Genomic DNA, 22,952 nt, shown 5'->3' on the forward strand with positions numbered 1-22,952 from the left:
TGCCTGACTTTTGTCCGGGCGGATTCTGGCACGCAGCCGTCCCCCTGAGACTGGCGACATTCCAACAGGGAGTCGCCCATGCTTCTACCAATCGCTCTCTTCGCATCCTTCATCTGCGCAGCGCTGGCCATGACTTGGCTGGCCAACACTCTTCCAGTAGCCTTTGCCACTGAAATTCAAGGTGTGGCAGCAATCCTGGCACTGCTCGCGCTTGCCCTCCTGATCACTGCATGCCGTCCGAACCGGTACCTCCAATGACTACCAAGAACAGCAAACCAGAAGTCCTCGATGCTCGATGGGCTGATTGGAACCACCAGGTGGTCACCATCAAGAGCGGGCGCAAACATGCCTGCAAGGTCCCTTGCAAAGATTGCCCATGGAGGCGTGATTCCGTCGGAGTATTCCCCGCCGAGGCATTCCGACTTTCCGCTGCAACCGCCTATGACATGAGCGACCGAACCTTTGGCTGCCATACCACCGGGAAGGAGAAGCCAACTACCTGCGCGGGCTTCCTCCTCAGGGGGGCCGATCACAATCTCTCGGTTCGGTTAAACCTCATCAATGGTGAACTGGACATGAACCAGGTTTCGGACGGCGGAGTCGATCTGTTCGACAGCTATGCAGAGATGGCCATCGCCAACGGCGTCGACCCCGAAGATCCGATTTTGAAGCCCTGCAGGAACAACTATTCCTGACCGGGGCCCGGCTTCTGGCACACCAGCCCAGCCCTGATCATGGCTCCATCTCATAAGGAGCCATGCGATGAACGTAACCTTCACCTACAGCTACAACCACAGCATCGTGCCCCCTCGCTGCCGCCTGCCTCGTACAGTCCGCGAGCACGACGGACTGATCACCGTTGAAATTCGGGAAATCCCGCCGGAGCAAGCCCCGGTGGCGATCATCAGCCGAAACACCAGCGACCAGGGCCACGATCCGGTGGAATACCGCGCTTTCGAGGGTTGCCTCTGGACGAACTGCAAGCTCTTCGCCGGCGCGCGGGACAACAAAGCGGAAGGAGGCCCGAACGCGACCCATCGCCTGCCGGAGCCTGAGATCTCTCTGGTGACGGAAAGCGTCACGCTGAGCCATTGGGAACAGGGAATCTACATCGGCGCCTATCAGGGAAAGGCCGGGATTGACGAATATCTGGAGAGGTGGGCACGCGATCGGATTATCATCGATGGCCAACTGTTCCTGCCGGTCGGAGAACCCATGTATGTGGTGATGACCTTCGGCCTGTCAAACAACCACGGCGGTACGTCCCTCCATTGCACGGACTTCTTGAACGCCAACATCAAGGATTCTTCCTACTTCTCCATTTTGGAGTTCGATCAAGCACTGGAGTACGCACGTCAGGTGGCAGCAAACCGTGGGGACACTATCAAATTCTCCGTCGATCCTGGCTTCGAGTTTCAGGTCCTGATCCCCAAGGCCGTTCAGTGGAAGAACCCTGGCTTGTCAGTGGCTGCATGACCGCGCACTGACTCCTCACCCGCCATCACCCGAGCTTCTAGCTTGCTCAATAGAGACCTTGTGCTGGCTGGGTGATGGTGGCACGACCTACCTGGTCAGAAAATTCCCTCATCAAATACACACCCGAATCAGACACATACCGTCTGAGCCGATGAGGAAATGAAATGGCTAAGTTATCCAAAGAAGCGGCGAAGCGTCACAAGCAGGCGCTCGACCTGGTTTACTCGGACAAGAGCCTGCGTCTCGAGGACCGCTACTTCATCTTGGAACATTTCCATGAGTCCGCGACCAACATGAATGGCCTAGCCGGCGCATTCTTCACGCCAGAGGGACTGGCCAACGATTTTTCCATCGAAGTCCCGGAGTGTGAGTCCTTGATTGACCTTTGCGCAGGCATCGGGAGGCTAGCTTTCGCCTGTCGCGAGCGTGCAAAGCGTATCGTGTGTGTCGAGATTAACCCGGAATACGCTGAAGTCGGGAAGCGAGTGCTGCCAGAAGCGGAGTGGATCGTTAGCGATGTGTTTTCGATCCCGGATATGGGGCGTTTCAGTACAGCGATTTCGAATCCACCCTTTGGATCTGTGAAGACTGGCCAGGCGTTCGACGGTCGCTACACAGGGGCAAGTTTCGAGTACAAGCTGATAGAAGCCGCATCCAAGATCGCTGATCACGGCGTGTTCATCATCCCGCAGACATCCGCCCCATTCCGGTACTCGGGCCAACGCTCCTATAGCGTCGAGATTACGCGGGAGTGTGAGAAGTTCATGAGTCAGACCGGTATCGTGCTCGACCATAATTGCGGCCTGGACACATCCGCCTACAAGAACGAATGGCACGGCGTCAGTCCGATCTGCGAGATCGTCTTGTGTGACTTCACTCAAGACCCTGCCGAAATCCCAGCCGCTCCGGCAGAGGCAGAGCAGAATTCCGTGTCCAAGGCTGTAGGCGCGCCGCCGGCTCCAGCGCAGAGCGAACCCACGCTGGCGACCGTGTCCGATCGTGCTGTAGCGCCAGCACCAACTGCACCGGCCCGAATGAAGGCCTCCAGGAAGCCAGACACAGGTTCTGCCAACCCGCAGTCCTTTGCCCAGCTCTCCCTTTTTGATGCAGCGTAGAGGGCTTTTTCCGGGCGCTTCTGGCACACCCCCTGCGCCTTAAGAATGGTCATCAGTCCCCGGACTTCGCTGGAATGAAACCCAAGCATCCGGACAATTAAGGCAGACCACTCTGGAGAATCAGCCCGTGATGAGCACCACCGTCTACCATGCCCTCGAGCAGATCGCGAATACCCCTGGCACCAACGACAAGCTGGCGCTACTGAAGACCCACGTCGACAGCGAAGCCTTCCAGCGCGTCCTGATCTACATGCTCAACCCATTCATCACTTTTGGCATCCGCCCGGCCCGGGCCAGCCAGTTCGGGGCCGAGGAGTTCAGCCAGGAAACCTGGTCGATGCTCGATCAATTGGCCGCCCGAGGCCTCACCGGACACCGCGCTGAGGAGGCGGTTACTCGGGCATTGAGGTCCTTGAACCCAGAGTCCTCTGAATTGCTCTGGCGCATCCTTTCCAAGGACCCGCGCGCCGGCTTCAGCGAAACCAGCATCAACAAAGTCTGCTCCGGGCTTATTCCTGAGTTCAGCTACATGCGCTGCAGCCTCCCTCACCACACCAATCTTTCGGAGTGGAACTGGGCTGCTGGTATCTACTCGCAGGTCAAAGCCGACGGCATGTTCGTCAACGTGACGATCGAAGCCAATGAGGTCAGCCTCACCTCGCGCGCTGGCACCCTTCTCCCTGGAGCACCGTTCCAAGAACTGCTCGACGGGCTTCGTCAGCTTCCGACCGGGCAAGCGCATGGTGAGTTGCTCGTCGAATGCGACGGCAAGATTCTCCCCCGTGAGGTCGGCAACGGCATGCTGAACTCGGTAGTCCAGGGCGGCCAGTTCGATCTTGGCTGCCGGCCGATCATCAAATTGTGGGATCAGATCCCGCTGGCCTCGGTCAAGAAGGGTGGGCGCTGCGACACCCCATACAAGGACCGCTTCGGTCAGCTGACCGACCTCGTAACGGCGCTTGCCCACTCGGCGATCTCGATGATCGAGACGCGCATCGTGTACTCCTTTAAGGAGGCCATTGACCACTATGTGGAGCAGCTTGAACTCGGACTGGAAGGCTCGATTATCAAGAAGCCAGAGGCTATCTGGTTTGACGGTACCAGCAAGGATCAGGTCAAGCTGAAGCTCGAAGCCCCCTGCGAGCTTGAAGTGGTTGATTTCCTTCCTGGTAAAGGAGCAAACGCAAAGACCTTCGGGTCACTGCTCTGCAAGAGCTCCTGTGGCCAGTTGGTTGTAGGAGTAAGCGGCTTCAAGAAGAAGAAACGAGAAGAGATCCATCTCAATCGGGATACGTGGCGCGGGATGATCATCACTGTACGATCCAACCAGATCATGCGTCCGAAGAAGCCAGGCAAACCCTACAGCCTCTTCCTCCCCCGCTTCGTCGAAGAGCGCTTGGACAAGTCGGTTGCGGATGATCTGGTGCGGATCGAGGAGCAGTTCGAAAACGCTATCCGCATGGCTGCCTTGGGATTGGCTGCCTAATCTCAGACACGAAAGGGGCCGCCTAATGGCGGCCCGATCTTATTGGCCTCTTAAAACTCAAAGCATCCGCAGGGGCACGTCAGCCAGGTAAGTCCGTGCGAGCAAATGCCCTCCTCACGGTCCCTTGCCTGATCCTCAGCCTCTTCTTGAGGACTACGGTATCCGTACTTCTCCCGAGCATATTGAAAAGCTTCGATCGCCTCTTGGCTCGCGGTTTCTTCATCTCCAAACTCGCTGCGCATGGCAGCGCAAAAGCAGGTGAGTACCACCATTTCGTACGTCGGATATCGCTCTACCGCCTGGCTGTACAACTCGCCAACTCGGTTTTGAATTCTGCTCGGCAACATCGGCACTCCACAGTCATCAGCTCTCCGAACCCACGGCCGGATCTGCTGCTTGACGACATCGCTCCAATCTTGGGAGCTCACTCCCATGAATTCGGTTTTCATCGATTTCTCCCAGAATCTGGGCAACCGTAACAACACCGCTCCTGCGGCTCACGCCAAAGTAGGCTTGTGAAAATCGTTCGTGGCTGGTGTCACTAGCCATGGCGTGGAGAATTCACGGTGTGCGGTACGGCAAGCTCCCTACCATGCCCAACGTTATGATCCGTCAATGTCAACACAACGCCTGGAGTAGCAGGGAAATGCCTTTGAATCACACCGAGCTTGAAGATCGTTGGCATCGGCTCTGGCGCGCGCTTGGCGCAGCACCTGCTGCAGGTGCCTTCGACTACCTCCTTATGCAATACAGCGAGCCCGGACGGCACTACCACACCCTTGAACACATAGCCGCGTGCCTTGAACACTTCGACTCTTGGCGTCATCTGGCCGACAAACCTCACCTGGTTGAACTGGCGCTGTGGCTTCACGACGTGATCTACGACACTCACCGAGTGGACAATGAAGCTTGCAGCGCTCAGTACGCCATCACCCTGCTCACAGCTGCCGGCGTTCCCGAGTACATCCCAGCTGTGGAAGCGATGATCATGGCGACCAACCACCAGACGGGCTCCCAGGCCGATGATTGCGGCCTGGTGCTCGACATTGATTTGGCGGTTCTGGCACAGCCACCACAGGCGTACAAATCCTACCAACAGGCAGTTCAACAGGAATTTGCCTGGGTACCGGATGACCTTTTCCGTGCCGGACGTGCAGACGTCCTACGGGGACTGCTGAGCTGTCACCCGCTGTACGGCCACCCTGAAATCTCGGCCGCATGGGAAGCGATTGCAAGGTCGAACATCGAATCTGAACTGTTGGAGCTGGAAGGCCCGCAGTCCAACTAGCTCATTCAAGAGGTGAACTATGTGCAAGCTGAACGCCCAGGACCGGGCGACCCTAGAGAAAGCCAAGGCCCAGGCTGCAGAGCTGGTTGAGGCCCTGACCAAGCTCGGCTCAGCGAAGAACGGACTGCTCGGCTCAGCGAAGAACGGACTGCTCGGCCTCGAGGGCCTGGATCTCCAGCAGCAAGCAATTTCCATTGAAAAGCGACTGGGCGCGATCCAGTCCGTAACGGAGTAACCACAATGCCGACCAAAACGACTGGCTCGGAACTCAAGGCCTTCTACAACGACGACGGGTTCTGGAAGCCGAATGGTGAAGATGATGTCTGGCATGAAGAGCTTGAGCTTGAAGTTAACGGCCAGGTCATGGATGACTCCTTCTCCATCGGCGAAGACCTCAAGCCAGAGGACCAGGTTCGAATCTTGGCTGGGTGGGTGCAGTCCAATGACGGTTCTGTCGACGTTTCCTTCGAAACTTACTTCAAGCGCTGGAAGAAGAAACAAAACACGGTTTTCCTCTCGGTCCAGGCACCGAAGGACAAGCTGGATGCCATCAAGGAGGCGATCATCGCCGCCGGCGGAAAAGTAGCATGAGCCTCTCAATAGAGGGGTTCGCCAAAGTCCAGCAGTGGCTTCTAGATGAGGGATTCTGCAGGGATGAGGTGGCCACCGCTGAGCAGGTCCAGGCATTAGCCCAGAAACTTGAGGGTGAAGGGAACCGTCTCATCAGCCTTGCAGAAGACATACGCATCCAGTTGTCCGCGGCACGCCCAGCGGACAAAACGGCATGGTGAGGTGAGCATGTCCTGGGCAGATCGAGCGGCACCGATAGTGGCAGAAGTCATCAACCGCGTTGGACGGAAAGACATGACTGCATTGCGCAAGGCTCTCGCCGAGGCATACCCCTGGGGAAACCGCGCAAACAGGCCTTACAAAGCGTGGCTCTCTGAGGTCAAGCGCCAGCTTGGGCACCCGCTTAACGCCCCCAGGACTGACCTCAACAACCGGCAAATCGATTTCTTGCAAGATCAGTGATCATTCTCTCCCGCGCCGGTTCTGGCACACCGTCAGCCCCCTGAAGATTTCCTCAGTCCACTCAACTGAGGAAGTCACATGAACAACACATCCGTCAGCGCCGGCCTCGGCTTTATGCGTGCCGCTTTCCACGGTATAGGCAAATCGGTCGGTGATCGGGAGCGCTCCAAACTTCTCCATGAAGCGATGGAAATCGCGATCAAGGGCAAGATGGCCTTTGATCTGGATGACGTTGAGCCGATGAAACGTTTGCAGATGACCACTTCGGTCGGCGTTTTCCGCCCCTTCTCGGACCACAACTACTTCACCGCATGCCTGTCAGGGGGAACGTTTTGCCGGCTGTGGGAAAAGGCCTTCGACTTCAAACCATTCAAAGCCCCGCTGGTTGCGATATCGACCTCCGAAGTCCTGAAAGACAATCGGGTTGCACCAGGTGTCGCACTGCTGGTGCCCGGCGATGACATCGACCTGATGATGCCTCGATTCCAGGACCTGCAGGTGTGGTGGTGCACCAGTCTCAGTACCAGCAAAGACACGATTACCCTCAGTCGTTATCGACTGACAGAGGACCGTCGTTACCCGTTCTCCCGTGAGGGGCATCCGGCAAACCTCAAGCGCCTGACCCGGGCAACCTGGAAGGACTTCGTCTGCGGCGCAAATGGTGCTGAGCAATGATCCCGCTCTACCCAGCGCTCGACCTCCCCGCTCTTGATGTGGCTCGTTTGCGCCGGGGGCTAGCCGTGCAAACCCGGATTTTCTTCGCCGACAGCATTCCTGGGAACAAGGCAAAGGTCATTCGCTTCTGGGATACCCAAAAGGGCGTCTTTGTCCGCTGTAACTACGGCAAGAACCAGGGTGGGCAGTCGTTGCTCAAGACCATGCCAGCCAACGTGCTGGCCCTGGCCGATTAGCTCACGGCTTCCGGCACGCGCTCGGTCTCCCGAGCATAGACCTGATCAAATACGAGGACGTTCGAATGATTTCTACGATTCCGCCCAAATCCCAGCTCGAAGAGCTGATCGGCGATTCCCAGAACCTCACTGTTGGCCGGCGTGAATTTGCTGTTTCAAACATCCGCCGCGAGGGCGATCTTGGTCTGTTTGCCACGTTCAAAACCAAACGCGCGGAGTTCATTGCGATGAACATTCCCGCCCGTGTCATCGGGCGTCCCAACGCCGAAGCCTGGAGTGTGCTGTCCCTTCGTAACCGAGGGAGCAAGATTGTTGACTTCGCGATCGATCAGGGCCGCGTCCTGGTACTGGTGTGACAAGAGGAAATGCTCATGCTGACCATCTTCATGGCGTCTGCATCGCTGGCTTGTTGGGTATGCACCGAACGAACGGCTCAGCGAGGATTCGGATTCAACCCTGCCAAAGGTCTGGCAAAGCTGATCGACAACGTGCCTCATCTACTTGCGTTCGTCGCCTCGGCCGGCCTGGCAGCTCAAAGCCCCATCCTCGGTGTTGTGTTGTTGGCCATGCACAACGTGGTTTTGCTACTGCTGGCTCTGATGGTAAGAGCCGACACCTTGGATGCTCGATCCCCACGGCTTCGAAAGCGCAGTGATGCGTTGGCAACAATGGACGGCCGCCGTATCTGGAGGCTTACCTCCATGTACACCACGATCCTCATGATTGTTCTTGGAGTGCCCGCGTTCTCGCTGCTGCTGCACCTGCTGAACTGAGCCGACGATGGCCCACGAAACATAGGCCACCCACTTGGCTGGTGACACACACCGTCCAGCTTCACCATGGGACATCGATTGAAGGAGTCACCTCATGAGTACCAAGATCAATCACGGCCGGATCAAACGCCGCGCAACCCTGGAGCAGGCACTTGCCGAGCTTGTACGGATACGCCCTGCTTTCATCCAGGAAGCTCGCAAGGCGGTGGCTACCGTCATTGCTCGAAAACTCGCCTTCGGCCGGGACCTGGCGGAGAACTACTGCTTTGTCGATGAGGACCGCAATCGCTGGACCCGAAATCATGTGTTAGGCCAGATCGAGGACGCCTACCGCAATCAGGACAATGCGATCAAAACCATGAATTGGGACTTCATAGGTTCGGTATCGGTTTTGCCGTTCCGCGGTGATGTTCTGATGCTGACGTATTGGCGCAACCATGCGCCGTTCGCTCGCCTGATTGAAGACGCGGGATTCACTGACTACCACTACCAGAACTCAACCGACAGGCCTGACACAATCAGCGAAGCTGAGTGGGACACCAGGAGAGATGCGTGGGATGAGGCACTACCCACCGGCAGGGCAGTCGATGTCGCTTTCGAGTTCCAGCTGGTGGATTGGTACGACATCCTTTCCGCAAGATATGACGCCGATCTGATCCGAGACTGCGCTCCCAGCGAAAAGGCCCGCAGGGAGCGAGTCGCTTACCACCTCACGGAAATCGAACAGTTCCACGGATGTGATACGACACAAGGCGCAATGCGCATTGTTCGCAAGGTTCGAGAGATCTATCCAGAGCGGGTACCGTCGATTCATCTTTGCGCAACGCCGCTGCAGGAGGTGTGAAGCATGCCCAGCCCGTTATTTTCGCTGTTGCTCAACGCCGCACTACACAGTGCCCAGCTCCGCGTCTGCCGTGCGATCTACTCTGATCTTTTTGGGACGGGAAGCCTGTATGAGCCTCGCCTACAAGGTTACTACTCCACCCTGGACCTGGCTCGAAAGGCTATTAAGGAACTGGCTGATTACTGTCGACGGCAGAGCATCGATGCGAGCAGCCAACCATTGTTCGACTCCCTCGACTTGAAGGATGAATTTCTTGCCCGTGTAGAGCTAGGACGGGAATTCGTCCTGGACGATCTCACTCCCAGCCAGATCTATGAGACTGGGGAGAAAGGCTGGATCGTTCAGTTCCAGGGTTGGATGCTGCGTCGAGGCAAGCTGGAAGAGATGACCGACAGCTACGGTCTACCAGCGTTTGCTCATCCCCTGGTGTTGATCAGCCCAACTGGTGAGCGCCACACTTTCGAAATGCCCGACGCCAGGATCGAGCGCGCACGTCTTGCCTATTCGCTGATAATGGGAACCGAATATGTGGGCGACGATGGACTTGGAAGCGACCCAGAACATCCGTTCGAGCGAGTGGCTTAACCGCTTCTGGCACAGGCGGCTGCGGTAGATCCTGTTGGCCTCTTACCAATAGGGCCAGGCCATGCCGTTCTACAGAAATCCCATCTCAAGCGATCCACAAGCTGTCCCGCCACTGACCGCCGATTCCATGGATTTCCGCGCTTACTGGAAGGGCAACGAAGCCATTCTGATTGCCCGGCCGGGGCGCGGGCTCATCCTGCGCTGCCCAGAGAGCCCGCACTTCAAAGAGGTCAACTTTATGGTTGGGGGTGAAGTCTGCTCGGCACCACTCCATGAAGATGGTCTGATCGACGTTGATGAGATCGGGTGCCTAGATCCCCGAGGTTGGGACTTTGAAGGAGAGGAATGGGTTGTTCGGCAGTTGAACAAGCCTGAGCTCATCGACATTCGCCTAAGACCCTACGGGGAGGTCAGCGACCTGTACTTCGAACATGATGACTTCGAGATCCGCGACCCAACGCTCAGCGAGTGTGGCCGCTTTAAGGTTGAGCCCAGACATTACGGGTTCATGAAGACTTCGCCCGACGATACCCTGTGGTACCGGCCTGTTCCACAAGGCAGCCTTGTGGTAACCCCGACGCAAGTAGTTCTGATGGATGAATCGGGACGGATTCTTGCTGCGAGGGACATCGACGCGATCCCGGTACCTGGCGAGGAAGAAGCACCAGTCTGAACCCTGGGCTGCTTCTGGCACACTTCCACTCCCTTGATCCTGTGACCATCACTTTCATCACCGGATCAACGAAATGTCCTTCCAGCGTAGCTTCATCAGTACCACCCCTGACATCGACAGATTGCTGGCAGCGAATGCTGCAGTTGCTGTCGGCGTCAGCGGTGGCCAAGACAGTCAGGCTTGCCAACTGGCCGTACACGAACATCTCAATTCGATCGGCCATACCGGCCCCCGCATTGCCGTGCATGCGGACTTGGGCCGTGTTGAATGGGATCAGAGCCTTCCGAAGTGCCAGGAGATGGCAGAGTTCCTGGGATGGGAGCTGCTGGTCGTGCGTACCGGCAGCGGCGACATGATGGATCGCTGGTTGACGCGCTTTGAGAACAACGTGAGGCGCTACATCGACCTCGAGTGCGTTCAGATGATCCTGCCCTGGTCTACTGCCTCGATGCGTTTTTGCACTTCCGAAAAGAAAGCAAAACCGATTGCGAGCGCCCTCAAGAAACGATTTCCCGGCCAGGACGTAATCAACGTGGTGGGTGTGCGACGCGAAGAAAGCGCGAACCGGGCAAAGCAACCCGTAAGCAAACCGGATAGCACGCTGGTCACCCGGGGTAAGGAGGGGGCGACCTGGAACGCGATCATCGATATGAAGCGGGACGAGGTGATCGACTTCATCGAGTCATACGGACTGGCCAGGCACGTCGGCTACACCTCCTACAACATGACCAGGATCAGCTGCGCATTTTGCGTGCTTGCTTCAGCAGGGGACCTGAAGTCGTCGACTGGGTATGAAGGGAACCACGATATTTACAGGGAAATGGTGGGGCTCGAAATCGCATCAACCTTCTCGTTCCAATCCGGGAAATGGCTGGGGGACGTGAGACCTGATCTCTTGACGCCAAACATGCGCCTGGCCCTGGAGGAAGCAAAGCGGAAGGCCATCACACGCCAAATTGCGGAGGCTCGCCTTCCGAAGCACTTGCTGTATGTGAAGGGGTGGCCTGTTGCAGTGCCTACCCTTGGGGAGGCCGAGCTGCTTGCCGAGGTACGATGCACTGTTGCCGATGAGCTCGGCTTGGCAATCAACTATCGAGATGCACAAAGCATCATCGTCCGGTACCAGGATCTGATGGCCAAGGCCGCGGCGAAGGGTAAGGGCATCCCCCCTACTTTCGAGCGGCAAGCCTCAGGCATGCTGATTCCTGTTCAGCAGATCGATGCACAAGAACACGCCTGGCCGTTCTGAGGCCAGGCCCCTTGCCGTTCACGGGAGTTCTTGCGGAGCCTGGGGCACGCTCAGCCTTGGCCGCGGCGGCTGGGGCGTGCGTTCCCGCTTTTGGCAATTTGCTTGCTCATTAACTTTTCTTAATTCACCGCTTTGTTCAGACCGTCACGGAGGCAGTGCGCCTGATCCTCATAACGATCGGAGCGGTCCAGAATCTGTCCGCAGGAATTCGTGATCTGCCAGAAGCAGTCACCTGTTTCAATCTCGTCGACGAACAATTCAAGCATCCGACTGTTGTCGACCTGTACGCTGTAAGCGACCTCAAAACCATCTACTTCTTCACGCTCGATGCTCATTGGCTTTTTCCTATGTGATGAGATCGCCGAGAGTGTGCCACCTCGATCTGCCAGAAGCCTCGCTCCAGGCATTTCGCTGAACATGCTCGGCAGCGACTTGCAGGGTCAGTATTCGGCGGTTTCCTCAATAACTGGGAGCCAGGATAACGGCAGTTCGCCCAGTCCCCACTCCATGTACCGATCATCTCACAGCGATAGGGAATGCAAGCTCATAACAAGGCTCCAGACACCGACAACTCCTACCCGAATGTCGGTCGGCAACGGTAACTAGGGCATGGATTCCAGACTGCGGCTTTGGTTTGGGCTTCCGGGTATTGAATGGCAGGATCGCTTTGCTTCTGGCACTGGCCGTAAGCACGCATGCTGAATGCGATCAATTACTACGGCCACAACATGAAAAGCATCATCGCCATTCTTCTAGCCGGCATCTCCATCAACTTGGCTGCCTCCCCCGCTCCGGTACCGGCGGACGATCCGCGCCTTCAGCCTGCAGCAGTGACGTTCCTCAAACCGTCTGAGGATGGCGGATTCCCTGAAATCTACATCGACGGCTATATCCATCAGCCAACGGTGGAAGCATTCAAGCGCATCGGCAATCTCAATAGGGCAGGCCTGGGAATGGTCTACTTCAACTCGCTCGGCGGGGACCTGGTTGCAGCAATTGAACTCGGCCAACTCATTCGAGAACGAGGCTTTTCAACGAGAGTAGGTCGACGAGGCGCTGCGGGCACTCCACAACCTGGTCGCTGTGAAAGCGGTTGCCCATTTGCATTCGCTGGGGGGCACTTTCGCTTCCTGGATGAGGATTCGAAGATGGGCGTACACCGTTTCTATCGGGCTGCCGGCCAGCAAGCAAACGACCTGTCATTGGCGCAGGTCGCGTCGACACTGATCGCAACTCACCTCAGCGCAATGGGAGTTAGCCTGAGTCTAATGGACCGTATGGTCTCGGCTGGCAGTGAGAGCATGCGGTATCTGACTCCGCAGGAGGCTTATGACCTGGGCCTGATCAATGCGGGTGAACTGCCGGCGCAGTGGGGTATCGAAGAGGTCCAGGGAGCCATCGTACTGGTGGGGACTCAGGAGAAGGTGCAGGGTACAGGTAAGATCGCCTTGGCCTGCAGTCAAGATGCCAGTGTCGAACTAGCTGCCCTTTTCAAGTCCTGGTACTCCCCTTCGCTGCTCCGGAGAATGGATACCATCAAACTCACTGTCGATGGGGCTCCGACCGGCCAAGCCTTGGCCGAATTGAATCCTGAGCTTCGGAACGGATTCCTGACATTCACAACAGAACCTTCCGCAGAGCAATTGATCGCAATTTCGCGAGCCAGAACTGTTGGGTTCCGGTACGGCAAATCCGGGACTGATCTTCGGACAGGATTCGACGTTGAGGTGGATGGCGCATCGGCCATGATCGGTAGCTTTATTCAGCTCTGCCAAGGGAAAAGGTTACGACTGGCTGCCCGGCTTTGATTGAATTATTTTTCGCGGATGGTTCTGGCACACACCAACCAAGCTGAAAATTTCCCCATCGCAAACAACACCTCGGGGAAAAGCCATGAGCAAATTGAACACCCTAACCTTCTTCTCCAACAGCACCTGCTACCTCTCCCATATCGTTCGCTTGGTGCTGGCAGAAAAGGCAATCGACGCTCGCATCTTAGATGTCGCAGTACCGGCCAATGCACGATTGATGGCTCAGTTCGGTTCCACGATGCAGGCACCCGCGCTGGCTGAGCGCGACCTCGCACTTCATGAGGTGGACATGGTTGTCGAGTATCTGGAGGAGCGCTACCCGCATCCAGCGCTCTTACCCAGCACCACCGTTGCCCGTGCCCATACCCGCATGCTGGCTCGCCGTATCCACCGGGAACTCTATCCGCTCTTGGACAAAACCCAAGATGGTTGTTCCGATTCGCGCAAGGAACTGGCAAGCACTCTGCTGGCGCTGGCACCGCTCTTTGAGCAGAAGAAATACTTCATGAGCGACGAACTTTCGGTCGCTGATTGCACCCTCGCCCCTCTCCTTTGGCGGGTAAAGTCCCTTGGGATAAACCTGACCAAGGTTCGCGGAATCTCCGAATATTGCCAGCGCATATTCAACCGCCCTAGCTTCATCGCCAGCCTTTCCGAGCAAGAGCAAAAGCTGGCTTAAGTCCTATGCGGCCTCTCTGAGGCCGCACTACTGGTGCCGCATGAAAATCTGCAAGAAGCTACACCTTGCTCTCGACAATGCAGCTCACGCCCTTGCTGTAGCCCCCGAAGTCCATAGCCACTACAAAGACCCGCCACCGACCTTGTGTGACAACATTCGCTACTGGATTTTGGCTTTCATTGACGGTCTGATCGGCGATCTGCCGCTGCACATCCTTCGATGCAAATTCTCGGCGCTGAAGCAAAAGGCGGCTGCCAAACTCCGCGCCCTTCTACACCAGTTCAATCAAAAGTGACCAAGCGGGTTCAATGAGTCGGCTTATGTGAGGTTGAACCAATTCTCGACTCCGCGATGTTTTCCTGGCGGCTCCCGTGCCATTCCGGTCCCTGCTTTGGGGGCCTGAATTTGAACCTGCCGTTCACTTCCCCATTTGGGACTAGAACATCCCCCGCTCTGCTCACGTGCAATCTTCAACAACCTGCCTCGGTGGACAGGGGTTGGAAAATCGGGCCATTACAGTGCTTCTGGCACACTCAACCGGCGGGGAAGATGGTTCCAATTACACACCACGGGGAACCTGAAGATGAACGTACCTGCACCTATCACCGAGAAGGAAGCGGACATGATCGGCCTGGCCAGCATGCAGGCCACCTACGCAGCCTTGGAAGCAATCTGCGGCGACCATTTCCACGACAGCTATGAGAAAGCGCGCATCGTCTTCAATAAAGACGGTCGGTTTACTACGGTCATGCGGGATGGCCAGTGCGTTGCGCACATGGCAGGCCGCTTTTCGAAGCAGGAGCTTCGTGACGCACTCAAGGGGAACATCAAGGATCATGGGCGCTATGTTGCCGGCAAGATCAAATCGATCCTGGAACAGAAGCTTGTCCTGCCTGATACCTACCTGTTCCGAATGGACATCGAGGACGACCTCCGCTGGGTAGATTCGATCCGGAGTCGCCAATTCTCCGCCTGGGTGGTTCCAAAGGTTCCGGACAATGACGATCCCAAGCAAGTGCGAGCTGAGTTCCGATTCTGGATCGCCGAAGCTCGCGCAATCATCTTCGCCGACAAGGGCAAGGCCTGGGCCTGGCAACACAAGGCCATCGTTACCGACGGCCTGCAGCATCCGAAAGCAGACACGCACGAGGAGCTGGCCCACCTGGTCGCGGATACTTTCAACAAGGCCGTGGAGCACGCCGGCTGGGACTAACACTGGCGTGTTGACATGCATTTGGGCAGCAAGCGCGTGCTGTTGCCCCCTGCATTTTCCCCTCCCCTAATGGCCGGGTTCTGCACCAAACCTGGCCAACTCTCCTCAATCACACCCTTGATATTCATCGGGATGAGGGCCGCCTTGAATTTCAGCACCCTCACTTCACTTGAATCCCTTCCCACAATCGGAACACTGGCCACCGCCAGTACGTACTGTTATCCGGAGCTTCAATGCCTTCCACACAACTCGAAGCCTATGTGGCACAGCATGGTTCATCCCTGGACTTCGCCGGCGAACGCATCCAGGTTCGCAATTTCATCCAGCGCACGGCCGAGTCCGTTACCGCCGAGTTCCTAGGTAGCCGAAACCTCTACCTAGGTCGTTGCGACAGGCTGGATGACGATGCCAGTAGCTCGAGTCATTCCGAAGTTTGGGAGCTAATCCGGATTTCCGGTCGAGGTAACGTCGCCGGAAGGCTCAAGGTGGAGAACCAGACGATCACTCAACTTTGAGTCCCCCCGGCTCAGCCGCCTGGGGTTCTGGCACGCCCTGACGCGCTTGAAGATGTCTCCAATCCAATAAGGGAGCATCTCCATGTCCACCAGCAACCAGGCGTTTGAATACTACACGCGGTGCATAGACCTTCATGACGGCGAGTCCGCACGATCAAAAGGACAAGCTATCAGCGACTTGGTCGAGGCTGCGCGCAAGATCACATTCAAATCGCTGGCGAAGCACGTCACCGGCCTTGAGGAACTTAATCAACAGCTCGGTTACGGGCGTGGATTGCGTCTGCAGGACGATTACCACGTCACCTACTGGAAGGGCGTTTACCGCGGGGAGCCTGCTTACTTCCTGATCCACTCCGCTATTGAGCACGTATTTATCCGCCCTTCGTCCAGGGCGGCGATCCGAGCCGAAACCGATCTTCAGAACTCATTGTTGCAGCGCCTCGCTGCTTGACTCTCTCCAGAGGAGGCATGATGACCACTACGCCAATCACGCTCGTCTTCAACACTGATGACGGCCTCGATGATGCCGTCATGGCTGAAGCCTATGTGCTGACTCCCGATGGCCCTGCCCAGGTCCTGGTCGATACCCAAAAGCTGTGGGGCGCAGCCGCAATTCAGTTTTTCTACCGCTACCCCAATGCCAAAAAGTATGGGCTCAGCCAATGCGCCTGCCATGCCGGGGCTGCAAGCTTCGCTGCAGCGCATGGCTTCGTCACGACCAATATGTCGCTGAAGACCGAGGACTCTCACGACGATAGCGGCGATCACATCGAGATCACCGTAAACGCCCCCAATGACTCATTCGTGGAAGGCGGCGAAGAAGCACTTCAAGAGTGGGTTGGCTTGCACTATCAGTCTCACTTCCCAAGCCTCGATTCCACCCTCCGGCAGGCTTACCTGCAGCGCTACGTAGAAATTCACCACCAGCATCTCTGATCAAGCAGCAAGGACCACTCGCTATGAATGCAACGCAGTCGAATTTGGCCCTTGAGGTGCTTCAAGGTCTGGTGGATGCGATGAACCAAGACGAGGACGGCGATTTCCTTCTGTTCGGTTCGAACCTACCACTGATCAATCAGGCTTTCGCGGTTTGCGGCTATGCCCCTGCAGCCGTGATGGACAAATCCGCCCGGAACATCGACATCCTCAGTCCAGGTTTCCGCAGAGAGGATTGTCCGCCCGGGGAATCCTATCCTGACTGGTTGAACGCTCAGCTACTCGCAGCCCACTCGGAGATCACTGCATCTCTTGCAAGTGATCAAGGTCCAAGAACCATCCTTGTCTCGCGGCCGCTGCTCGAGGTAGCTCTGGCCAACCTGGTATCCAACAGTCCCAAGGTCGCAGAGGTTCATTCGGCGCTGTACCTCCACCTCCGGGCCACCCGGAAGTACGAGCCAACCTACGTCAAGACCTGTGTCCCTCTGCTCGACGAGATTTGGGAACATCTGCCGAAAGACAGCTTCGCAGAACAGCGAGTGGCTGATGCGATTGGGGGCCTGATTGAGAAGGAACCCTGTCTTCAGGACTGACCCGGCATAGAAAAGGTCCTCAAGACCCTCGCTCTCCAACCAACAACTGAGACTAGCCCGATGCCCGCACCAACAATTCAAGTCACGTGCCTATCCTGCCTGCACCTGGACAAGGAAACTTTTGACATGCTTGCCAAGCACGGCGACGACAATGATTGGCTGGTATGTGCGGTGTACCAGGATGGAATGTTCCTCTACATCGAAGACCTGCCTGACACCGTCCCGCAATCTCTGCGCGACATCCGCCAATGGCTCATGACGCATAATCGTCTCGGATGGGTGCGCCTGGACGAGCAGTTCGATACCGTGGAAGGACTCGCCATTTACGACCAGAGCTAAGTTCAGCCTGGATTACAGCTCCGATGTTTGGCGGGCACTCCGCCAGCTCGACCGGCACAATGCGTACCACGGCCACCCTTGGCCGTGGTACCACAGAAGTAGGAGTATGGACGAAGCGATGAAGAACAAGGAAAGCAACTCCCGTACCGCCCCCAAAGTCATGGTCCGCCTCAACAGCCAGTGCCATGAAGGCCTCACCGACCTCGCCCTACAGCATGGGAGGAGCATGAATGCAGAATGCGTCATGGGCCTCATCTCTTGGCTTGACCACCAGAAACGCTGCGCATTGATCCGCAATATGCTGATCTCTCAACTTGATGAAGCGGCCGTCGCGGTGCTTCTGGCAACACTGCCTGTCGTCACCGAAGAGCCCGGCCTGGCTTCGAACAAGATATCGACCATGCTGCGCTACACCCCTTACATTCGGGACCGAATAGCAGAGCAAGCCAAATCCCATGAGGTGAGTGTCCACAGCATGCTGCTCACAGCCTTGGCGTGGTGGGTGAATGTCTCGCGCCAGGTGAACGCATTGCTTGAAGCGATCGTAGACCAAGGAGGAGCACTCCAAGCTCAACTGCTCGATCAACCAGCTCGATCCGCTGCCTAGGTTCTGCCACGCCTGACCTCATGGGGTAATGGCTCCAGTCACTCACTGGAGCCACCTCATGTCATCCTCCCGCTCGTACTGCCCCCGTACTCAAAGCGCTGCTCTTGCCCTCCGTCGAAACTTCGTTGTTGGCCCTTCCTATGCCCAGCCAATTGTCGAGATCAACACGATCCCTGCGCGGGTAATCGATATCGCGGCACGGCAGAAAACCTCCGGTTTCGTTTGGATGGACTACGGCCAAGAGGTGCTTCAGGTCGCAACCTATGACGGCAACGGACTGGTTTGCTTGGGCACTGATATCTCTGGACCGAAAGCATCACCGGAGTCGCTGCTGGTCTACGCAGAAAGCATTTTCCCAACTGTGCGCGTAACGAGCACTCCTGCTGTGCCTGTAGCCGGGATTGCTTCGTTCTACCGACCTGACCCTGCTTTTCGAGGTCCGATAGTTCCTCTTGAGGTGAGCGATGACCGAATGGATGCGCTGCTGCTCAGCAACAAGATGATTTTCTCCTATGAAAATTCAGACCACTTGTCGTCCAGCGAACTCGTTGACCAAACGTTGCACCTCCTCAAGACCAAGCCAGAGGGATTTGGCGGATGGGAAGCTCGGGTGGCGGCTCGAATCCAGGCGCTAGGCGATGCATTGAGCTTCTACGAAGGGGCGGTCAGGCAGGCGGTGAAAAATGATGACGAGAGGGCTCCTGGCACACCGGCAGCGGCTTGAGAATTTCGATAAATCTTACAGAGGTACTACCCCATGATTCTGCGCGTTCTCGCTGTCATCGCCTTTGTCCTACTCGCTTCCGGCCTTCAATTCTTCGTTGTGGAGTACGGGCACTGGGCAGAGTCCAACATTATCGTCGGCATCTCCATTGCTGCCCTGATCTGCGCGTTCTTCGCCGGCGGACTGACTGCCTTTGATGATCAGGCCACCCGCAAGCGTAAAGAAGGGTAAGCGGACATGGTTAAGTGGGGCGTGAGCCCCACGCTCCCCTAATCGTTCAAGCAGGCATGACTGGGTGATTTTGGTGCTGCTGCACAAAGTCGTGATAGTCCCCCTCTCCCCCACCTAACAAGAACGCATCGAAGGCCCGGCTCATGGCAATCCGTGAGCGGTACATTCGGATCAGTGCAGCCTCAATTCCTGGGCAGCCCACTTCCTGTGCCAGCCAACCCGCACGAACCACTCCTGACCGATAAGCCGAGGTGAAGGAGCAAGCATTCTGGGCACAGAAGGAGTGTGGGTGGAGCCTCACTCTGTAGTCAGCATCCACTACTGGCAGCCGCCCTCCCGCTCGGTGCAAAAATGCGATGCTCGCAACTACGTCTTCAGCAATCGCCGCTGGATAGAGCCTGATCCAGTTCCTGGGAGCCGCACAAATGACGCTGCCATAAAAATCCAGCAGTGAGCCCAGCTCCAGCGTTGGGGACTGAAAGCGCTTCACCTCCTCCCCTCCTCGGACATACACAGTCCTTAGAGCGACAGCAGGGGTTACTTTCAAAGCCGAGATCACAGCCTCGACGAACCCATCCGATACATCATCATCTGCATCCATCTGAACAACGTGACTTCCTGACGCAGCTACAAGTGCTCTTGTGCGCGCCGCGGCCGGCCCGGTTCTAAATGCTGGCGGGCAATGTACAAGACGAGGATCGCTAGGCAGCCTGGTACGTAGGTCGACACCATCATCAGACGCGAGAACGACCTCGATTTCGTTGGCGTGATCCTGGCCCAGGAGTTTGCTGATAAGCCCTGGTAGCCACTCCTCCGCCTCACATGCAGCGATCAGGAAAGAAAGGCGTCGAAACACAGTATTCCCCATTCAGTTCCCGGCTTAGGCCGGCAACCGAAGTGTCCACAAACTACCTAGTTGCTACACGCCAAGTAGGTGTGCTGCTTTCCAACCTATTCGCGGTCCCGGTTACCACCCTTCGCTTCTGCCACTCCCCTAACCCCCTGATCATGGCTAGACCAAATAGGAGCCATGACATGCAACAGATCAGCATTACTCTCCCCAGCGAATTGAAATCCTCCGGCGCTGTCCCAGCACTTGAATGTCCAGTCCAGCCTATGGACCACGTGATCTTCACACCTCACGACAAGTCCATGCTGAAACCGACAATTCGGGGACGAGTAATGAACACTCTGCGCACCTCCGCGGGAAACTGGCGATGCGCAATCGTCCTCCAGGGCGAGCCATTCCCCAACGGCAACAGCGTGAACGTTTACTCCCATGAAGGATGCTTTGATGTAGTCGAGGGGCACTTCAATGGTTAAGAGGACCCCAGCTCCAGGCTCTGCAGCTGAACTGATTGAACAGCAGGGTATCGAGGCGCTCCGCGGCCGGCCCCTGAAAGATGGCAACACAATCGTGTACATCGCCAACACAGAGGTTGATCGGCTCCAGGCGGAGGAGAAGGAAGATCAGGAGAGCGGCGAATTCCTTTTCCCGGCCTGGAGGAAGCGAGTCTACGGTGGGGAATCTCCCGACGCTCAGATGGTGCGCTGGGTGAACCTGAATACCGTTTCGCCGACCCAGGATCTGACCGAAGGGGACCATCATGGTTGATCGAAAAGCGCTGCACCTGATGGCACGGAATCCCAGGCTTCACGCCCAGTATGTTCGGACAGGGCGTGTACCTGAGTTCAAGAAGCCGGAAAGCCCTCTCATCACGCTACTGGAGTCGATCAATCCACGTGACAGACTGGCCATCACAGCCGTGGTGATCGGACCGGCATTGGGCTATAGCGGGCGGCGTTGTTTTCAGAATGCCGCCCAGGCCCTGAACTGGCTCAAACCCCAGTACACGGCAACAAGCTACCCGAGCGAGTCCTGGCGGATCAAACGATTCGCCCAACGTCTCGGAATCGACGATCTTGCTGAGTGTGCTCAGGTTCCGGAAGGGATCATCAAAGAGTGGAACCGGAGGCACCGCCCGGGCCGCTGATCGGCGGCCCTACCTTCTGAGTTCGATTTCCCAGATGCCCACATCCTTGCTGCCGCCTTCCTGCTCGCACCAGTCTCCGTCCATGAGGTTCCCCTCTGGTGCGCATAGGGTGGCCTCCCCAACAAATCCATCTGCTTCTGGCCAGTACCGCAAAGAGTAGATGCCGTCTTTCAGGTGTCCCCGATATGTGGATGGTTGCCCCTTGCGCGTGTATTCGATTACCACCTCTTCGTCGCGAAAAATAACGACGCATGGCTCAGATTGCCCTCCTGCGCAGCCGTTGAAATAGGTTGTCATGAGGGAATTCGGGTAGCGCATATTTGCAGCCTCAAAACCATACGAATCCTGATCATAACCGGCTGGTGGCACACTCAGGGCGAGTCACCATTTGCATGAATTCTGCTCATGGAGCTCAACATGCAAGAAGCCGCCTTCACCCCGCCAAGCTGGATGACCCCCTACAAGGAGGGAAGCCGAGTCGGGTACTCCCAGGCTGTTATGGCCTATGCCGACTACTACAACCTCGATGGCAGTGCTGATCTGGAACCGGAATGTGAGGAGCGGCTGCCAGTACATCGCCGCGAGATGGTCTCCTACGCAAGCAGAACTGGTACCAAGCAGAATCTTGCCGCCATGCGTGAGGCTGGCTGGCGACTGCTGGTGAGTCCAACTGGAGTATTACGGACGGAAAATTTCCGGTACTGCCTGGACAACGGCGCTTGGACAGCATTTCAGCAAGGACGTCCATTTGATGAGCGCGCATTTGGGCGAGCAATCGACCTGCTCGGCGAGGGAAGCGACTTTTTCATCCTGCCTGACATTGTGGCCGGTGGGATGAGATCACTGGAGTTCAGCCTCAAATGGAAGGAACGACTTTCAGGGATTCCCACCCTGACTTTGCTGGCGGTGCAAGATGGCATGGAGCCCGACGATGTACGAGAGTATCTCAACCCGGCATGCGGAATCTTCCTTGGTGGGTCGACGGAGTGGAAGTTGGCAACGGCCAACGCATGGGGTGTCCTGGCTAGACGAAGGAACTGCTACTACCACATTGGCCGGGTGAACAGCGCGAAACGAATCCACCTCTGCGCAGCCGCGGGCGCGCATTCGTTCGATGGCACCAGTGCTACCCGTTTCTCCAAAACGTTGCCCAGACTTGATGCCGCCCTGGATCATGCAGAACGGCAGGTGGATTTCTTTTCACCTCAGGCAAAGCCAATGGGTGAGACAGATTTCGACTGCGGGTGGCCCTTCAAGCTAACCCGATAGACGCTCTGGTTGTGCTGAGGATACTGGCACACAACCGTCACCCTCAGGATTACTCCATCCAACAAGGCCTTCATCTGAGGTAGATAATGCAACCGATTCAACGAGACCAAACCCAAGACCAAAGCTGGACACCGTTTTATTCGAAGTGGCGTCATGGAGGCTGGTACGTATCCAATCTTCGTTACCCAAGCGGGGCTTGCGGCTGCGTCAGCAACAACTATCCGGACGGTAAGTGGCGTATTGTCTGTGACCGCCGCCGCACCGACTTGGGCAAGGAAGGCGACTTCATCTTTGAGACTCGAGATGCAGCAGTACGCGCCGAGTTCGACCTGGTGCAGAACATAATCGCCGAGCAAGCACTGCAAGCTGCGCTGCAGGATGGATACCTAACCTGGCGTGGATCGCCTGTCACAGGTCCTCACCTTCCACACGGGCTCAGTGAAGCGAGCCAAGTCGAAGTGATCTTCCGCAACGGCCAGCGGCACACCGGCAGTGCACAGGCCTTCGGTTGGAACCACAGTGGTTACAACCCACACGCTCAAATCGTGGCCTACCGTGTGGTGGATACTACAGCCCACTCTCACTTTGCTGGCTGATTCCAGGACTCTC

38 protein-coding genes are annotated in these 22,952 nt (G+C 56.8%); 34 read left to right on the plus strand and 4 right to left on the minus strand.

Annotated features, from left to right (window positions below; translation table 11 throughout):
• Positions 1-78 precede the first annotated feature (78 nt).
• From ACGLHT_RS15505 to ACGLHT_RS15525, 5 genes are all read left to right on the plus strand, one after another.
• The gene (locus tag ACGLHT_RS15505; RefSeq protein ID WP_031300062.1) at positions 79-258 is read left to right on the plus strand and encodes a hypothetical protein; all 180 of its coding nucleotides are present in this window, start codon (positions 79-81) and stop codon (positions 256-258) included.
• Entirely contained in the window at positions 255-695 is a 441-nt protein-coding gene (locus ACGLHT_RS15510) for a DUF6283 family protein (protein WP_023111038.1), read from the plus strand. Before ACGLHT_RS15505 ends, ACGLHT_RS15510 begins: the two co-directional genes overlap by 4 nt.
• 67 nt (positions 696-762) lie before the next feature.
• Positions 763-1,476 (plus strand): hypothetical protein, encoded by a 714-nt coding sequence (locus tag ACGLHT_RS15515; protein WP_010794425.1) that lies wholly within the window; start codon positions 763-765, stop codon positions 1,474-1,476.
• Between the two features lie 164 nt (positions 1,477-1,640).
• Positions 1,641-2,591 carry a methyltransferase gene (locus ACGLHT_RS15520; RefSeq protein ID WP_128683671.1) on the plus strand — a complete coding sequence of 317 codons (951 nt, stop codon included), beginning with the start codon at positions 1,641-1,643 and terminating at the stop codon, positions 2,589-2,591.
• A gap of 130 nt (positions 2,592-2,721) precedes the next feature.
• Positions 2,722-4,077, plus strand: a complete 1,356-nt coding sequence (locus tag ACGLHT_RS15525; protein ID WP_274120409.1) for a hypothetical protein — start codon at positions 2,722-2,724, stop codon at positions 4,075-4,077.
• Between the two features lie 50 nt (positions 4,078-4,127).
• On the opposite strand, the gene ACGLHT_RS15530 is transcribed toward ACGLHT_RS15525, so the two are convergent.
• Complete coding sequence (locus ACGLHT_RS15530) at positions 4,128-4,526, minus strand: hypothetical protein (RefSeq protein ID WP_019484835.1); 399 nt, start codon at positions 4,524-4,526, stop codon at positions 4,128-4,130.
• A gap of 197 nt (positions 4,527-4,723) precedes the next feature.
• Here ACGLHT_RS15530 and ACGLHT_RS15535 point away from each other — a divergent pair, with 197 nt between their 5' ends.
• From ACGLHT_RS15535 to ACGLHT_RS15590, 12 genes are all read left to right on the plus strand, one after another.
• Complete coding sequence (locus ACGLHT_RS15535; RefSeq protein ID WP_019484836.1) at positions 4,724-5,365, plus strand: hypothetical protein; 642 nt, start codon at positions 4,724-4,726, stop codon at positions 5,363-5,365.
• 19 nt (positions 5,366-5,384) lie between these two features.
• Complete coding sequence (locus tag ACGLHT_RS15540) at positions 5,385-5,600, plus strand: hypothetical protein (protein WP_019484837.1); 216 nt, start codon at positions 5,385-5,387, stop codon at positions 5,598-5,600.
• Positions 5,601-5,605: 5 nt separating this feature from the next.
• Positions 5,606-5,956 carry a hypothetical protein gene (locus ACGLHT_RS15545; protein ID WP_019484838.1) on the plus strand — a complete coding sequence of 117 codons (351 nt, stop codon included), beginning with the start codon at positions 5,606-5,608 and terminating at the stop codon, positions 5,954-5,956.
• The gene (locus ACGLHT_RS15550; protein WP_019484839.1) at positions 5,953-6,156 is read left to right on the plus strand and encodes a hypothetical protein; all 204 of its coding nucleotides are present in this window, start codon (positions 5,953-5,955) and stop codon (positions 6,154-6,156) included. Before ACGLHT_RS15545 ends, ACGLHT_RS15550 begins: the two co-directional genes overlap by 4 nt.
• A gap of 319 nt (positions 6,157-6,475) precedes the next feature.
• The gene (locus tag ACGLHT_RS15555; protein WP_019484841.1) at positions 6,476-7,072 is read left to right on the plus strand and encodes a hypothetical protein; all 597 of its coding nucleotides are present in this window, start codon (positions 6,476-6,478) and stop codon (positions 7,070-7,072) included.
• A complete protein-coding gene (locus ACGLHT_RS15560) occupies positions 7,069-7,308 on the plus strand; it encodes a hypothetical protein (protein ID WP_057384255.1) in 240 nt (79 codons plus the stop codon). The genes ACGLHT_RS15555 and ACGLHT_RS15560 overlap by 4 nt, the downstream gene beginning before the upstream one ends.
• 65 nt (positions 7,309-7,373) lie before the next feature.
• On the plus strand, positions 7,374-7,664 hold the full coding sequence (locus ACGLHT_RS15565) for a hypothetical protein (protein ID WP_019484842.1): 291 nt from the start codon (positions 7,374-7,376) through the stop codon (positions 7,662-7,664).
• A 15-nt stretch (positions 7,665-7,679) separates the two neighbouring features.
• Positions 7,680-8,081: a hypothetical protein gene (locus tag ACGLHT_RS15570; RefSeq protein WP_019484843.1), complete on the plus strand. Its 402-nt coding sequence runs from the start codon at positions 7,680-7,682 to the stop codon at positions 8,079-8,081.
• A gap of 94 nt (positions 8,082-8,175) precedes the next feature.
• Positions 8,176-8,925: a hypothetical protein gene (locus ACGLHT_RS15575; RefSeq protein WP_019484844.1), complete on the plus strand. Its 750-nt coding sequence runs from the start codon at positions 8,176-8,178 to the stop codon at positions 8,923-8,925.
• A 3-nt stretch (positions 8,926-8,928) separates the two neighbouring features.
• Positions 8,929-9,510: a hypothetical protein gene (locus tag ACGLHT_RS15580; protein ID WP_023111037.1), complete on the plus strand. Its 582-nt coding sequence runs from the start codon at positions 8,929-8,931 to the stop codon at positions 9,508-9,510.
• Positions 9,511-9,571: 61 nt separating this feature from the next.
• The gene (locus tag ACGLHT_RS15585; protein WP_023111036.1) at positions 9,572-10,183 is read left to right on the plus strand and encodes a hypothetical protein; all 612 of its coding nucleotides are present in this window, start codon (positions 9,572-9,574) and stop codon (positions 10,181-10,183) included.
• Between the two features lie 73 nt (positions 10,184-10,256).
• A complete protein-coding gene (locus ACGLHT_RS15590) occupies positions 10,257-11,432 on the plus strand; it encodes a phosphoadenosine phosphosulfate reductase family protein (protein WP_019484847.1) in 1,176 nt (391 codons plus the stop codon).
• A 119-nt stretch (positions 11,433-11,551) separates the two neighbouring features.
• Here the strand turns inward: ACGLHT_RS15590 and ACGLHT_RS15595 are convergent, their stop codons facing one another.
• Positions 11,552-11,767, minus strand: coding sequence for a hypothetical protein (locus ACGLHT_RS15595; RefSeq protein WP_019484848.1), 216 nt, complete (start codon positions 11,765-11,767; stop codon positions 11,552-11,554).
• Between the two features lie 360 nt (positions 11,768-12,127).
• Between ACGLHT_RS15595 and ACGLHT_RS15600 the strand changes: the two genes are divergently transcribed.
• The 12 genes from ACGLHT_RS15600 to ACGLHT_RS15655 all read left to right on the plus strand — a co-directional run bounded on the left by ACGLHT_RS15600 (position 12,128) and on the right by ACGLHT_RS15655 (position 19,080).
• Positions 12,128-13,240 (plus strand): hypothetical protein, encoded by a 1,113-nt coding sequence (locus ACGLHT_RS15600; protein WP_019484849.1) that lies wholly within the window; start codon positions 12,128-12,130, stop codon positions 13,238-13,240.
• An 85-nt stretch (positions 13,241-13,325) separates the two neighbouring features.
• A complete protein-coding gene (locus ACGLHT_RS15605) occupies positions 13,326-13,922 on the plus strand; it encodes a glutathione binding-like protein (protein ID WP_010792737.1) in 597 nt (198 codons plus the stop codon).
• 40 nt (positions 13,923-13,962) lie between these two features.
• Positions 13,963-14,217, plus strand: coding sequence for a hypothetical protein (locus tag ACGLHT_RS15610; RefSeq protein ID WP_019484850.1), 255 nt, complete (start codon positions 13,963-13,965; stop codon positions 14,215-14,217).
• 288 nt (positions 14,218-14,505) lie between these two features.
• Entirely contained in the window at positions 14,506-15,135 is a 630-nt protein-coding gene (locus ACGLHT_RS15615; protein WP_171949185.1) for a hypothetical protein, read from the plus strand.
• Positions 15,136-15,368: 233 nt separating this feature from the next.
• Positions 15,369-15,650, plus strand: a complete 282-nt coding sequence (locus ACGLHT_RS15620; RefSeq protein ID WP_010792735.1) for a hypothetical protein — start codon at positions 15,369-15,371, stop codon at positions 15,648-15,650.
• A gap of 82 nt (positions 15,651-15,732) precedes the next feature.
• Positions 15,733-16,101: a hypothetical protein gene (locus tag ACGLHT_RS15625; RefSeq protein WP_019484852.1), complete on the plus strand. Its 369-nt coding sequence runs from the start codon at positions 15,733-15,735 to the stop codon at positions 16,099-16,101.
• 20 nt (positions 16,102-16,121) lie between these two features.
• Positions 16,122-16,586 (plus strand): hypothetical protein, encoded by a 465-nt coding sequence (locus ACGLHT_RS15630; protein WP_019484853.1) that lies wholly within the window; start codon positions 16,122-16,124, stop codon positions 16,584-16,586.
• Between the two features lie 23 nt (positions 16,587-16,609).
• Positions 16,610-17,179, plus strand: a complete 570-nt coding sequence (locus tag ACGLHT_RS15635; protein WP_019484854.1) for a hypothetical protein — start codon at positions 16,610-16,612, stop codon at positions 17,177-17,179.
• A gap of 126 nt (positions 17,180-17,305) precedes the next feature.
• Positions 17,306-17,518, plus strand: coding sequence for a hypothetical protein (locus ACGLHT_RS15640; protein ID WP_019484855.1), 213 nt, complete (start codon positions 17,306-17,308; stop codon positions 17,516-17,518).
• A 106-nt stretch (positions 17,519-17,624) separates the two neighbouring features.
• The gene (locus ACGLHT_RS15645; RefSeq protein WP_019484856.1) at positions 17,625-18,125 is read left to right on the plus strand and encodes an Arc family DNA-binding protein; all 501 of its coding nucleotides are present in this window, start codon (positions 17,625-17,627) and stop codon (positions 18,123-18,125) included.
• Between the two features lie 58 nt (positions 18,126-18,183).
• Entirely contained in the window at positions 18,184-18,849 is a 666-nt protein-coding gene (locus ACGLHT_RS15650; protein WP_023111030.1) for a hypothetical protein, read from the plus strand.
• A 33-nt stretch (positions 18,850-18,882) separates the two neighbouring features.
• Positions 18,883-19,080 (plus strand): hypothetical protein, encoded by a 198-nt coding sequence (locus ACGLHT_RS15655; protein ID WP_019484858.1) that lies wholly within the window; start codon positions 18,883-18,885, stop codon positions 19,078-19,080.
• A gap of 46 nt (positions 19,081-19,126) precedes the next feature.
• On the opposite strand, the gene ACGLHT_RS15660 is transcribed toward ACGLHT_RS15655, so the two are convergent.
• Complete coding sequence (locus ACGLHT_RS15660) at positions 19,127-19,948, minus strand: glycosyltransferase (RefSeq protein WP_023111029.1); 822 nt, start codon at positions 19,946-19,948, stop codon at positions 19,127-19,129.
• Between the two features lie 167 nt (positions 19,949-20,115).
• On the opposite strand from ACGLHT_RS15660, the gene ACGLHT_RS15665 reads away from it, so the two are divergent.
• Genes ACGLHT_RS15665 through ACGLHT_RS15675 form a run of 3 tightly spaced genes read left to right on the plus strand, consistent with a single transcriptional unit; the run spans position 20,116 to position 21,074 of the window.
• Complete coding sequence (locus tag ACGLHT_RS15665; protein ID WP_023111028.1) at positions 20,116-20,403, plus strand: hypothetical protein; 288 nt, start codon at positions 20,116-20,118, stop codon at positions 20,401-20,403.
• Complete coding sequence (locus ACGLHT_RS15670) at positions 20,396-20,695, plus strand: hypothetical protein (protein WP_019484860.1); 300 nt, start codon at positions 20,396-20,398, stop codon at positions 20,693-20,695. The genes ACGLHT_RS15665 and ACGLHT_RS15670 overlap by 8 nt, the downstream gene beginning before the upstream one ends.
• Positions 20,688-21,074 (plus strand): hypothetical protein, encoded by a 387-nt coding sequence (locus ACGLHT_RS15675; protein WP_019484861.1) that lies wholly within the window; start codon positions 20,688-20,690, stop codon positions 21,072-21,074. Before ACGLHT_RS15670 ends, ACGLHT_RS15675 begins: the two co-directional genes overlap by 8 nt.
• A 9-nt stretch (positions 21,075-21,083) precedes the next feature.
• On the opposite strand, the gene ACGLHT_RS15680 is transcribed toward ACGLHT_RS15675, so the two are convergent.
• Entirely contained in the window at positions 21,084-21,371 is a 288-nt protein-coding gene (locus tag ACGLHT_RS15680) for a hypothetical protein (protein ID WP_171949186.1), read from the minus strand.
• A 120-nt stretch (positions 21,372-21,491) separates the two neighbouring features.
• Here ACGLHT_RS15680 and ACGLHT_RS15685 point away from each other — a divergent pair, with 120 nt between their 5' ends.
• Positions 21,492-22,343: a hypothetical protein gene (locus tag ACGLHT_RS15685; RefSeq protein ID WP_023111027.1), complete on the plus strand. Its 852-nt coding sequence runs from the start codon at positions 21,492-21,494 to the stop codon at positions 22,341-22,343.
• A gap of 86 nt (positions 22,344-22,429) precedes the next feature.
• The gene (locus ACGLHT_RS15690; protein WP_196644958.1) at positions 22,430-22,939 is read left to right on the plus strand and encodes a hypothetical protein; all 510 of its coding nucleotides are present in this window, start codon (positions 22,430-22,432) and stop codon (positions 22,937-22,939) included.
• Positions 22,940-22,952 lie beyond the last annotated feature (13 nt).

The organism is Pseudomonas sp. PsB (assembly GCF_043658375.1).
GTDB classification, from domain to species: Bacteria; Pseudomonadota; Gammaproteobacteria; order Pseudomonadales; family Pseudomonadaceae; genus Aquipseudomonas; species Aquipseudomonas putida_Z.